This is a genomic window from Pseudomonas sp. NBRC 111139, assembly GCF_001753955.1.
Classification (GTDB): Bacteria; Pseudomonadota; Gammaproteobacteria; order Pseudomonadales; family Pseudomonadaceae; genus Aquipseudomonas; species Aquipseudomonas alloputida.
On sequence record NZ_BCBP01000064.1, the window covers coordinates 1 to 12,020 of the forward strand.

The 12,020-nt window shown below is 62.5% G+C and carries 9 protein-coding genes and 1 pseudogene; 3 read left to right on the forward strand and 7 right to left on the reverse strand.

The window, feature by feature from the left end; genetic code table 11:
- Together BJQ17_RS23350 and puuE are read right to left on the reverse strand one after the other, a co-directional pair.
- A pseudogene (locus tag BJQ17_RS23350) lies at positions 1-152 on the reverse strand (OHCU decarboxylase); the annotation flags it as partial.
- The gene (puuE, locus tag BJQ17_RS23355) at positions 152-1,078 is read right to left on the reverse strand and encodes an allantoinase PuuE (protein ID WP_003254330.1); all 927 of its coding nucleotides are present in this window, start codon (positions 1,076-1,078) and stop codon (positions 152-154) included. The pseudogene BJQ17_RS23350 and the gene puuE, both read right to left, overlap by 1 nt.
- A 399-nt stretch (positions 1,079-1,477) precedes the next feature.
- Between puuE and uraH the strand changes: the two genes are divergently transcribed.
- Positions 1,478-1,831 carry a hydroxyisourate hydrolase gene (gene uraH, locus BJQ17_RS23360; protein WP_003254328.1) on the forward strand — a complete coding sequence of 118 codons (354 nt, stop codon included), beginning with the start codon at positions 1,478-1,480 and terminating at the stop codon, positions 1,829-1,831.
- Positions 1,832-2,575: 744 nt separating this feature from the next.
- On the opposite strand, the gene BJQ17_RS23365 is transcribed toward uraH, so the two are convergent.
- The gene (locus BJQ17_RS23365) at positions 2,576-3,925 is read right to left on the reverse strand and encodes an NCS2 family permease (RefSeq protein ID WP_004577064.1); all 1,350 of its coding nucleotides are present in this window, start codon (positions 3,923-3,925) and stop codon (positions 2,576-2,578) included.
- 283 nt (positions 3,926-4,208) lie between these two features.
- On the opposite strand from BJQ17_RS23365, the gene BJQ17_RS23370 reads away from it, so the two are divergent.
- Entirely contained in the window at positions 4,209-4,964 is a 756-nt protein-coding gene (locus BJQ17_RS23370) for a GntR family transcriptional regulator (RefSeq protein WP_004577063.1), read from the forward strand.
- 149 nt (positions 4,965-5,113) lie between these two features.
- Positions 5,114-5,812, forward strand: coding sequence for an aquaporin Z (aqpZ, locus tag BJQ17_RS23375; RefSeq protein ID WP_033725980.1), 699 nt, complete (start codon positions 5,114-5,116; stop codon positions 5,810-5,812).
- Here the strand turns inward: aqpZ and guaD are convergent.
- From guaD to xdhA, 4 genes are all read right to left on the reverse strand, one after another.
- A complete protein-coding gene (gene guaD, locus BJQ17_RS23380; protein ID WP_003254322.1) occupies positions 5,809-7,113 on the reverse strand; it encodes a guanine deaminase in 1,305 nt (434 codons plus the stop codon). The genes aqpZ and guaD overlap by 4 nt on opposite strands.
- 10 nt (positions 7,114-7,123) lie before the next feature.
- Positions 7,124-7,969: a xanthine dehydrogenase accessory protein XdhC gene (xdhC, locus tag BJQ17_RS23385; RefSeq protein ID WP_070096716.1), complete on the reverse strand. Its 846-nt coding sequence runs from the start codon at positions 7,967-7,969 to the stop codon at positions 7,124-7,126.
- A gap of 172 nt (positions 7,970-8,141) precedes the next feature.
- Positions 8,142-10,541: a xanthine dehydrogenase molybdopterin binding subunit gene (xdhB, locus tag BJQ17_RS23390; protein WP_003254320.1), complete on the reverse strand. Its 2,400-nt coding sequence runs from the start codon at positions 10,539-10,541 to the stop codon at positions 8,142-8,144.
- Positions 10,534-11,988 (reverse strand): xanthine dehydrogenase small subunit, encoded by a 1,455-nt coding sequence (gene xdhA / locus BJQ17_RS23395; protein WP_003254319.1) that lies wholly within the window; start codon positions 11,986-11,988, stop codon positions 10,534-10,536. Before xdhA ends, xdhB begins: the two co-directional genes overlap by 8 nt.
- Positions 11,989-12,020 lie beyond the last annotated feature (32 nt).

Sequence of the window (12,020 nt, forward strand, 5' to 3'; positions counted from 1 at the left end):
TGCAGCGCCTCGATCTCGTCCAGCTCGCCCAGTTGGCCCAGGTCATAGGCTTTTTCGGCAACCCACGGCGAGTGCTCGTAGATGTCGGCGAAGGCCGTGACGAAGGCGTCGCGGTCCAGGGCGGATGGTTTGAGGGTATTGAAGGCGGTCATCAGGCGTTCTCTTTCTTGTACGGGTGGGTGGTGTGCCAGTGGCGGGCGATATCCACGCGACGGGCGAACCAGACCTGGTCATGACTTTTTGCGTAATCGACGAAGCGCTTGAGTGCAGCCAGGCGTGCCGGGCGGCCGACCAGGCGGCAGTGCAGGCCGATGGAAAGCATTTTCGGTGCTTCGGCGCCTTCGGCGTACAGCACATCAAAGGCGTCTTTCAGGTACTGGAAGAACTGCTCGCCGCAGTTGAAGCCCTGTACCTGGGTGAAGCGCATGTCGTTGGTGTCCAGGGTGTAGGGGATCACCAGGTGCGGCTTGCCGGTGGGGTTGTTCGGCTCCCAGTAGGGCAGGTCGTCGTCGTAGGTGTCGCTGTCATAGAGGAAGCCACCTTCCTCCATCACCAGGCGGCGGGTGTTCGGGCCGGTACGGCCGGTGTACCAGCCCAGCGGGCGCTCGCCGGTGAGTTCGGTGAGGATACGGATGGCTTCGAGCATGTGCTCGCGCTCCTGGGCCTCGTCCATGTTCTGGTAGTCGATCCAGCGGTAGCCGTGGCTGCAGATCTCGTGGCCGGCTTCGACCATGGCGCGGATCACGTCGGGGTGGCGCTGGGCGGCCATGGCCACGGCGAAGACGGTGAGTGGCACGCCGCTGTCCTTGAACAGCTTCAGCAGGCGCCACACACCGGCACGGCTGCCGTATTCATACAGCGACTCCATGCTCATGTTGCGCTGGCCCTGCAGGGGTTGGGCAGCGACCATCTCGGACAGGAAGGCTTCGGATTCCTTGTCACCGTGCAGGATGTTGCGTTCGCCACCTTCCTCGTAATTGAGGACGAAAGACAGCGCGATGCGGGCGTTACCCGGCCATTGCGGGTGAGGAGGGTTGTTGCCGTAACCGATCAGGTCGCGAGGGTAATCAGCGCTCACTGCAGTCTTCCTTCTTGTGCGTTAGTGCGGGGGGTGGGCGGGCCGCGTCGGTATGTCGCACCACCGGATGGGCTGATTGTATACAACTTCTGAAATCTTTTGTAAGCCTGTTTTTCCGCATTTCTTCCCTTTTGTCGCCTGACAGCGACCTGGAAATACAGTGCAAGAAACCTGCCTGTTTGGTCAGCTAATGAGGTTGGCATCGTTATGGTGCGTGTATTTGCGACCGATGGGTCGTTTATGGGCAGCAAAGGGAGGGTGTGACAGAGGGGATCAAAAAATTGTGTACAATCCTTGGCTGGAATGTCTTAATAACGTCATTCCCGCCTGCCGCAGGCGCTAAGCTGGTGCGATGGCTGAGTATTTTTTGCCCACAGATTGAACAAGAGGCGACACGCAATGGGACGTTTGACCACACACGTACTGGATGCCGCGCATGGCTGCCCGGGTAGCTCGATCAAGGTCGAGCTGTACCGCGTCGAAGGCCAGCAGCTGGAGCTGGTGAACACCGCCCTGACCAACAGCGATGGCCGCGTCGACGCGCCGCTGTTGCAGGGGGACGATTACCGCACTGGCGTTTACCAGTTGCAGTTCAGCGCTGGGGATTACTACCGCGCCCGTGGCGTGCAATTGCCGGCCCAGGCGTTTCTGGATGTTGTCGTGCTGCGCTTTGGCATCGACGAGTCGCAGGAGCACTACCACGTGCCGCTGCTGATTTCGCCGTACAGCTATTCGACCTATCGTGGAAGCTAGTTGGTCGCTAGAAGAATCTTCGTAGGTCCTTTGGCCCGCTCTCACACTGGCGGGCTTTTTTTCGTCTGCTGTTTTTGCGTTGGCTGTGCCGGCCTCTTCGCGGGTGAGCCCGTTCCTACGACGGCCTGCGCTCAATCACCGATGTGTGTCCACCCCCGATCAGGTGTAGGAGCGGGTTTACCCGCGAATACGGTAGCGGCGGCAACGGTGAACGGCGGGTGGAGATTGGCCAGCAGGCCCGGCCCTTTCGCGGGTGAACCCGCTCCTACGCGACGGCCTGTGTCCAATCACCCATGCGTGTCCATCCCCGATCAGGCGTAGGAGCGGGTTTACCCGCGAATACGGTAGCGGCGGCAACGCTGAACACCGGGTGAAACTGGCCAGCAGGCCCGGCCCTTTCGCGGGTGAACCCGCTCCTACGGCGGGCTGTATCCAGCTGTCCACCACCGTTGTAGCAGCGGGTTTACCCGCGAATACGGTAGCGGCGGCAACGGTGAACGGCAGGTGGAGATTGGCCAGCAGGTCCGGCCCTTTCGCGGGTAAACCCGCTCCTACGGGCGACCGCGCAGGCCTTTCAAATGTTGAGCAAGGGCGCCATATCGTGGCGTCCCAACAAGGCGTTCGCGCGTCCCTCGCAGGCATTAATGGGCCGGAACAAGCGTAGGAGCGACCTTGCTCGCGATGCGCCGCGCGTGCGGCGCTCGATTTCGAAAACACTGGAAATCTAAAGCCAAGCGCCCTTGCTCAGAGGAACACGAACTTGGCAATGAAGATTGCGCACAGTACCCACAGGCTGGCCGAGATTTCCTTGTACTTGCCGGTACCTGCCTTCAACGCGACGTAGGTGATGAAACCCAGCGCGATACCATCGGCAACGGAGAAGGTCAGCGGCATCATGATGACCGTGACAATCGCCGGAATGCTGTCGGTGGCTTCGTCCCAATGGATGTGCGCCATGCTGCCCATCATCAGCATTGCCACGTAGATCAGTGCGCCTGCTGTCGCGTAGGCCGGGATCATCCCCGCCAGCGGGGCGAAGAACATCGCTGCGACGAACAGCAAGCCGACCACCACGGCCGTCAAACCGGTACGGCCACCTGCGGCGACACCTGCGGCACTCTCCACATAACTGGTCACTGGGGGCACGCCGACCACAGCACCGAATACGCTGGAAGCACTGTCGGCCTTCAAGGCGCGTGACAGGCCTTCGATACGCCCGTCCGGCGCCACCAGGTTGGCCCGTTGCGCAACCCCCATCAGCGTGCCGGCAGTGTCGAACATGTGCACGAACAGGAACGCCAGCACCACGCTGATCATGCTGACATTGAACACGCCAGCCACGTCCATGGCCATCCAGGTCGGTGCCAGGCTTGGGGGCATCGACATCACCCCGCCAAACTTGACCAGGCCCAGGCCCCAGCCCGCCAGGGTGACACCAATGATGCTGATCAGGATCGCGCCGAATACTCGCTTGTAGCTGAGGATGGCGATCAGCAGGAAGCACACGGCCGCCAGCAGCGGCCCCGGCTCATGCAACGAGCCCAGCTTGATCAGGGTGGCGGGGCTGTCGACGATGATGCCTGCGGTCTTCAGGCCGATCAGCCCGAGAAACAATCCGACGCCGGCCCCCATGGCATGGCGCAGGCTGACCGGGATGCTGTTGAGCAGCCATTCGCGCACTTTCGACAAGGTCAGGAACATGAACAACACGCCGGAGACGAATACCGCCCCCAGCGCCGTTTCCCAGTTGTAGCCCATGGTGCCGACCACGGTGTAGGTAAAGAAAGCATTGAGCCCCATGCCCGGCGCCAGGCCCACCGGCCAGTTGGCGTACAGGCCCATCAGCAGGCAGCCCAGCGCGGCGGCGATGCAGGTGGCGACAAAAGCGGCACCATGGTCGATGCCGGCGTCGGCCATGATGTTGGGGTTGACGAAGATGATGTAGGCCATGGTGATGAAGGTGGTCACCCCAGCGATCATTTCGGTTTTGACAGTGCTGCCGTGTTGCTTGAGTTTGAAAATCCGCTCCAGCCAGCTCGTTTCGAGCGGCGGAGCAAGATCCAGCGTAGGGGCTTCGGATTTGCGGCTTTCCACAGCGGGTACTCCTCAAGTCTTTCTTGTTGTTATGGAGCCAGTTTCCTGCGCAATGCACTTGGCGGCTCCGCGAGGGAAGGCAGACGTCTGACCTTTTTGTTGACTCAAGGGTCAAGAAGTTGCTCGATGGATTATGCTTTTGTGTACAAATAAAGCAAATAATGTTTTATGTTTTGTATGCGCAATGCGTCGTACAACGGCTATATAGGTAAAACGCCCCCTGCGGAATCGCCTCAGCCTGTGTACAATGGCGCCATACTTTCTCTTCGTGCCTCGAGAGCCCATGAACGAACAGCTGCAACCTCTGAAAAAACCTGCACGAGTCGGCAAGGCCGGCCGCAGCGGTACCCAGGACGACATCGTCTACGCGCATATTTTCGAGGCGATCCTCGAGCAGCGTCTGGCTCCGGGCACCAAGTTGAGCGAGGAAGCGCTGGGCGAGATCTTTGGCGTCAGCCGCACCATCATCCGCCGCGCCTTGTCGCGCCTGGCCCACGAAAGCGTGGTGCTGCTGCGGCCGAACCGCGGCGCGGTGGTGGCCAGCCCGACTGTAGAAGAGGCGCGCCAGGTGTTCTTCTCGCGGCGCATGGTCGAACGCGCCATCACCGAGCTGGCGGTGCAGCATGCCACCCCCGATCAGCTTAACGAGCTGCGGCAGATGGTGCGTGAGGAGCGCGACAGCTTTTCGCGCGGTGACCGGGGTGCCGGCATTCGCCTGTCCGGTGAGTTCCACCTCAAGCTGGCCGAAGCGGCGGGCAATGCACCGCTGGTAAGTTTCCAGCGCAGCCTGGTATCGCAGACTTCGCTGATCATTGCCCAGTACGAAAGCGGCAACCGCTCGCACTGCTCTTACGATGAGCACATGCAGCTCATCGATGCCATCGAGGCGCGCGATGCCGAGCAGGCCGTGAGCCTGATGATGCATCACATGGACCACATCGACAGCAAGCTGAACCTGGACGAGGAGAGCGCCTCGGACGATTTGCATGCGGTGTTCTCGCATTTGCTGAAAAAGCCCAAGGTTTCCGTCAAGGGTTGAACGTTTGCCGGTGTGATCGAGGGGCTGCAAATCAGCCCCTCGCCACTACTGGCCATAACCCAAAGGTCTGCTAAATTCTTGTGAGCAAACCTTCATCAAGCAGTTGGGCTTGCGCATTCGTTGCGTTCAACTTCTTGAGGAATGGGTTCATGAGCATGTCCCTCGGTAAACGCATGGGTGCCGAACTGATCGGCACCTTCTGGCTGGTCCTTGGTGGCTGTGGCAGTGCGGTACTCGCAGCCAGTTCCCCTCTCGGCATCGGTGTGCTCGGTGTCGCCTTCGCCTTCGGCCTCACCGTACTGACCATGGCCTTTGCCATCGGCCATATCTCGGGTTGCCATCTAAACCCTGCCGTGTCGTTCGGGCTGGTGGTCGGCGGGCGCTTCCCGGCCAAAGAGCTGCTGCCTTATGTGATCGCCCAGGTGATCGGTGCCATCCTGGCGGCCGGGGTGATCTACCTCATCGCCAGCGGCAAGGCCGGGTTCGAGCTGTCTTCGGGGTTGGCTTCAAACGGCTACGCCGACCATTCGCCCGGTGGCTATACGCTGGGTGCAGGCTTTGTCAGTGAAGTGGTGATGACGGCGATGTTCCTGGTGGTCATCATGGGGGCGACCGACGCCCGCGCACCGGCAGGTTTTGCACCCATCGCCATCGGCCTGGCCCTTACCCTGATCCACCTGATCTCGATCCCGATCACCAATACTTCGGTCAACCCCGCGCGTAGCACGGGGCCGGCCTTGTTCGTCGGTGGCTGGGCCCTGCAGCAGCTGTGGCTGTTCTGGGTGGCGCCGCTGATCGGTGCTGCAATCGGCGGCGCGCTGTATCGGGGCCTGGCGAAAGAACCTTAGCGCTGGTGCACGCAGCGCCCGGCGGCGTAGGTTTCACGCACGGTACGGTCATCGCCCAGGGTGGTGAGCACGAACAAGGTTTCTTCGATGCTGTTGGACTGCTGGATGCGGTAGTCCAGCAGTGGTGTGGCCTTGTAGTCCAGCACCACGAAGTCGGCATCGTTGCCTGGGCGCAGGCTACCGATACGGTCGTCCAGGCGCAGTGCGCGGGCGCCGCCGAGGGTGGCCAGGTACAGCGATTTGTACGGATGCAGGCGCGCGCCTTGCAGCTGCATCACCTTGTATGCCTCGTTCAGGGTGTTAAGCAGAGAGAAGCTGGTGCCGGCGCCAACGTCGGTACCTAGGCCCACGTTGACCTTGAACCGCTCGGCCTGGGGCAGGTTGAACAGGCCACTGCCAAGGAACAGGTTGGAGGTGGGGCAGAAGGCCACGGCCGAGCCGGTTTCGGCCAGGCGCTGGCACTCGTCGTCGCACAGGTGCACGCCGTGGGCGAACACCGAGCGCTCGCCCAGCAGCTCGAAGTGGTCGTAGACGTCCAGGTAACCCTTCTGCTCGGGGAACAGCGACTTGACCCAGTCGATTTCCTTGAGGTTTTCCGACAGGTGCGTGTGCATGTACACGCCGGGGTGTTCCTTGAGCAGTTGGCCGGCCAGGGTCAACTGTTGCGGCGTGCTGGTCGGGGCGAAACGCGGGGTCACTGCATAGTGCAGGCGGCCTTTGCCGTGCCAGCGCTCGATCAGTGCCTTGCTTTCGGCATAGCCGGACTCGGCGGTGTCGGTCAGGTAGTCTGGGGCATTGCGGTCCATCATCACTTTGCCGGCGATCAAGCGCAGGTCCAGGCGCTCGGCCTCTTCGAACAGGGCGTTGACCGATTCCGGGTGCACGCTGCCGAATACCAGCGCAGTGGTGGTGCCGTTGCGCAGCAGTTCCTTGAGGAAGATCTTCGCCACCTGGTCGGCGTGGCCTTTGTCGGCGAACTGCTTTTCGCACGGGAAGGTGTAGGTGTTCAGCCAGTCCAGCAACTGCTCGCCGTACGAACCGATCATGCCGGTCTGCGGGAAGTGGATGTGGGTATCGATGAAGCCCGGGGTGATCAGCGCGTCCTGGTAGTGCTCGACCGGGATGCCGGCATCCAGCGTCGGCAGCAGTTCACTGGCGTGCCCAACGGCGCTGATGCGGCCATCGTCGACCACCAGCAGGCCGTCTTCGTAGTATTCATGGGAAGCCTCCAGGCCCACCTCGGCCGGGTCGGCAATGCTGTGCAGGATGGCGGCACGGTAGGCTTTGCGGGTAACGGTCATAACACACTCGTCAAATGGCTTGGCTGCGGCGGGAGGGCGGCAGCAATTGGGCAATGGGGCCGGCATTGGCGGCAGCGTCGTGCTGGCCGAAGCAGGCGTTGTAAGTGGCAATGATTTCACCGGCGATAGACACGGCGATCTCGATGGGCAGCTTGCCCTTGACCTCGGCCAGGCCCATCGGGCAGCGCATGCGTGCCATGATGGCCTCGTCGAAGCCTCGCTCGCGCAGGCGGTGCTCGAACTTGACCCGTTTGGTCTTCGAGCCGATCAGGCCGAACCAGGTGAAATCGTTGCGCTTGAGAATGGCGGCGGTCAGTTCCAGGTCGAGCTGGTGGTTGTGGGTCATGACGATGCAGTAGCTGCCGGGCGGCAGGTCTGCGACTTCGTCGACCGGCTCTTCACTGACCACCTTGGTCACCCCGTTGGGGATGAGCTCGGGGAATTCCTGTTCACGCGAGTCGATCCAGCGCACCCGGCAGGGGAGCGCCGCGAGCAAGGGTACCAGAGCCCTGCCGACATGGCCCGCGCCGAACACGGCGATCTGAGCCTGCACGGCGGCCATGGGTTCGAACAGCAGCACGGTCACGCCGCCGCAGCACTGGCCCAGGCTGGCGCCGAGGCTGAAGCGCTCAAGGTGCGGCGTGGTGCGCTGCGCTTCGAGCATTTGCCGGGCGATGTGCAGCGCCTTGTATTCCAGGTGGCCGCCGCCGATGGTGTCGAACAGACCGCTGGCGCTGACCACCATCTTCGAGCCGGCATTGCGCGGTGTCGAGCCGCGTTCCTCGATGATGGTCACCAGCACGCAGGCTTCGCCACGGGACTGGTGGTCGGCGAGGGCGTTGATCCATTGGTGCATGATGCAGATCCTCTTCAGGTCAACGCGGTCCGCTTCTTTGTGGGAGCGGCCTTGTGTCGCGATAGGGGCGCGAAGCGACCCCAGAATATTTAAAGCAACATACATATTTGGGGCTGCTGCGCAGCCCTTTCGCGACACAAGGCCGCTCCCACAGAAAAAGCGGAGCGCGGCGTTACTGGGTGACGGTTTCCAGCTCCGGTTCTGCGGACTGAGTGGCAGCCACCGCCTTGCGCATCTGCTCACAGCCCCACAGCACCCGCTCCGGTGTTGCCGGCGCGTCCACCTGCGGCTGCACGCGGTAATCAGCCAGGCTGGCCACGGCATCCTTGATCGCGCACCAGGCGGCAATGCCCAGCATGAACGGCGGCTCGCCCACGGCCTTGGAGTGGAACACGGTGTCTTCCGGGTTCTTGCGGTTTTCCACCAGCTTCACCCGCAAGTCCAGTGGCATGTCGGCCACGGCCGGGATCTTGTAGCTGGCCGGGCCGTTGGTCATCAGCTTGCCTTTGGCGTTCCACACCAGCTCTTCGGTAGTCAGCCAGCCCATGCCCTGGATGAAACCGCCTTCCACTTGGCCGATGTCGATCGCAGGGTTCAGCGAATCGCCCACGTCGTGCAGGATGTCGGCGCGCAACATCTTGTATTCGCCGGTCAGCGTATCGACGATCACTTCCACGCAGGCAGCGCCAAAGGCGAAGTAGTAGAACGGCCGGCCGCGGGCCTGGCTGCGGTCGTAGAAGATCTTCGGTGTGCGGTAGAACCCGGTGCTGGACAGCGACACCTGAGCGAAGTAAGCCTGTTGCACCAGTTGCTCAAAGCTGACGATCTGGTCGCGCACCCGCACATGGCCGTTACGGAATTCGACGTCTTCCTCGGTCACCTGATAATGCCGTGCGGCAAACTCGGTCAGGCGCCGCTTGAGGATTTCGGCCGCGTTCTGCGCCGCTTTGCCGTTCAGGTCGGCGCCGCTGGACGCAGCCGTAGGCGAGGTGTTGGGCACCTTGTCGGTGTTGGTGGCGGTGATTTGGATGCGGCTGAAGTCCACCTGGAAGATCTGCGCCACCACCTGGGCCACCTTGGTGTTCAGGCCTTGGCCCATTTCGGTGCCGCCATGGTTCAGGTGAATGCTGCCGTCGGTGTAGATATGGATCAGTGCACCGGCCTGGTTGAGGAAGGTGGCGGTGAACGAAATGCCGAACTTGACCGGTGTCAGTGCCAGGCCTTTCTTCAGGATCGGGCTGTTGGCGTTGAAGCGGCGGATCGACTCGCGGCGTTCGGCGTAGTCGCTGCTGGCTTCCAGTTCGGCGGTCATCTCCTCGAGCATGTTGTGCTCGACGGTCTGGTAGTAGTGGGTGACGTTGCGTTCGGTCTTGCCGTAATAGTTGGCCTTGCGCACGGCCAGTGGGTCACGGCCCAGATGACGGGCGATATGGTCCATCACCTGCTCGATGGCGACCATACCCTGTGGGCCGCCAAAGCCGCGGTAGGCGGTGTTGGAGGCGGTATTGGTCTTGCAGCGGTGCCCGTGGACGGTGGCATCGCCCAAGTAGTAAGCGTTGTCGGAGTGGAACATGGCACGGTCGACGATCGAACCGGACAGGTCGGGCGAATAGCCGCAGTTGCCGGCCAGGTCGAAATTGATACCGTGCAGCCGGCCGTTGTCGTCGAAGCCCACGTCATACTCGACGTAGAACGGGTGGCGCTTGCCGGTCATGGTCATGTCTTCGACCCGCGGCAGGCGCATCTTGGTTGGCTGGCCGGTCAGGCGCGCGACTACCGCGCACAGGCATGCCGGGCTGGCGGCCTGGGTTTCCTTGCCGCCAAAACCGCCACCCATGCGACGCATGTCCAGCACCACTTTGTTCATCGGCACGTCGAGCACTTCGGCGACCAGTTTCTGCACTTCGGTGGGGTTCTGCGTGGAGCAGTAGACGATCATGCCGCCGTCTTCGGTGGGCATGACCGAGGAAATCTGCGTTTCGAGGTAGAAGTGCTCCTGGCCGCCGATGTGCAGGGTGCCCTGAATGCGGTGCGGGGCGCTGGCCAGGGCGGCAGCCGAATCGCCGCGCTGGTGGGTGTGGCTGTCGAGCACGAAGTGCTTCTTGCGCAGTGCATCGACAACATCCAGCACCGGCTCCAGGTCTTCGTACTCGACGATGGCGGCCATGGCCGCTTTACGTGCGGTTTCAAGATCGCGGGCAGCGACAGCGAGCACCGGCTGGCCGAAGAACTCGACCTTGTCGATGGCCAGCAATGGGTCGCCGGCCACCACCGGGCCGATGTCCTTCAGGCCGGGGATGTCTTCGTGGGTGATGGCAATGCGCACGCCCTCGAAGGCGTAGCACGGCGTGGTGTCGATGCGCAGGATGCGCGCATGGGCGCGGTCGGCGGTGCGGGCGTAGACGTGCAACTGGTTGGGGAATTCCAGGCGGTCGTCGATGTACACAGCCTCGCCGGATACATGCTTGTCGGCGCTGTCGTGCTTGACGCTGCGGCCGACCCCGGTGGTCAGGTCCTGGCTGAACAGTTCGGCCATCTCGGCCTGGCTTTTGGCTACGTGATGGTTAGACATAAGCGGTCACCCGGGTTTCGATGTGCGGCGTTTGCTGTTCGATGAAGTACTTGCGCAGCAGGTTCTGCGCGGTCAGCAGGCGGTATTCCTTGCTGGCGCGGAAGTCGCTGAGTGGGGTGAAGTCCTCCGCCAGGGCCTGGCAGGCGCGCTCGATGGCGGCCTGGTTCCACGGCTTGCCGCGCAACGCTGCCTCGCAGGCACGGGCGCGCTTGGGTATCGCCGCCATGCCGCCGAAGGCGATCCGCACACCGCTGACCACACCGTCTTCGATGCTCAGGTTGAAGGCTGCGCACACGGCCGAGATGTCGTCGTCCAGGCGTTTGGATACTTTATAGGCGCGGAACGCCCAGTCACTGGAGGCGCGCGGTACGATGATCTTCTCGATGAACTCGCTGTCCTGGCGAGCCGTGATGCGGTAGTCGATGAAGTAGTCTTCCAGTGGCATCACCCGTTGGCGTTCACCCTGGCGCAGCACCACCTGCGCGTCCAGGGCGATCAGCAGGGGTGGCGAGTCGCCGATTGGCGAGGCGTTGCCGATGTTGCCGCCGAGGGTGCCCTGGTTGCGTATCTGCAGCGAGGCAAAGCGGTGCAGCAGGGCGCCGAAGTCGGGATATTCCTCGTTAAGCGCGCCATAGCAGTCGGTGAGCGGGGTGGCGGCGCCGATTTCCAGGTGGCTGGCGGTTTTCTCGATGCGCTTGAGCTCGGCCACGTGGCCGACGTAGATCATCACGGGCAAGGTCTTGTGGAACTGGGTGACTTCCAGCGCCAGGTCGGTACCACCGGCCAGCAGCCGCGCTTCGGGGTGCGAGCTGTACAGGTCGGCCAGATCCGCCACGGTCAGCGGCACCAGGCAGCGCTTGTCGCCGCTGTTCAGCTCGCCGGTCTGCGTCGGGGCAATGGCCTTGAGGCGGCTGATGGTTTGCGCCTGCTGGGCATCGAACTGGTCGCGGCAGGGCTGGCGGCAGCTCTGCTCGGCGGCGTCGAGGATCGGCCGGTAACCGGTGCAGCGGCACAGGTTGCCAGCCAGGGCTTCCTGGGCCTGGTGCAGGTCAGGGCCGCTGCTGTTCTTTTGCAGGGCGAACAGCGACATGACAAAGCCGGGGGTGCAGAAGCCGCACTGCGATCCATGGCAATCGGCCATGGCCTGTTGCACGCTGTGCAGCTGGCCTTGGTGCTTGAGCCCCTCGACGCTGATCAGTTGCTTGCCGTGCAGCGACGACACAAAGGTCAGGCACGAATTGAGGCTGCGGTAGCGCAGGCTGTCGTTGCCTTGGTCGTCCTGACTCAGTTCACCGACCACCACGGTGCACGCACCGCAGTCACCACTGGCGCAGCCCTCCTTTGTGCCGGGTTTGCCCAGGTGCTCGCGCAGGTACTGCAGCACTGTCATGTTAGGGTCCAGGGCGTGCTCACTACGCAGCTCCTGGTTGACGAGAAACTGGATCACGGGGATGGCCTCGCAATGGTTTTATTGTTGTT

What these genes read in the sequence shown, in the direction of transcription:
- aqpZ (WP_033725980.1), top strand. Translation starts at nt 5,114, where the DNA reads ATGAGCATGTCCCTCGGTAAACGCATGGGTGCCGAACTGATCGGCACC.
- xdhC (WP_070096716.1), bottom strand. Translation starts at nt 7,969, where the DNA reads ATGCACCAATGGATCAACGCCCTCGCCGACCACCAGTCCCGTGGCGAA.
- BJQ17_RS23370 (WP_004577063.1), top strand. Translation starts at nt 4,209, where the DNA reads ATGAACGAACAGCTGCAACCTCTGAAAAAACCTGCACGAGTCGGCAAG.
- uraH (WP_003254328.1), top strand. Translation starts at nt 1,478, where the DNA reads ATGGGACGTTTGACCACACACGTACTGGATGCCGCGCATGGCTGCCCG.
- xdhB (WP_003254320.1), bottom strand. Translation starts at nt 10,541, where the DNA reads ATGTCTAACCATCACGTAGCCAAAAGCCAGGCCGAGATGGCCGAACTG.
- guaD (WP_003254322.1), bottom strand. Translation starts at nt 7,113, where the DNA reads ATGACCGTTACCCGCAAAGCCTACCGTGCCGCCATCCTGCACAGCATT.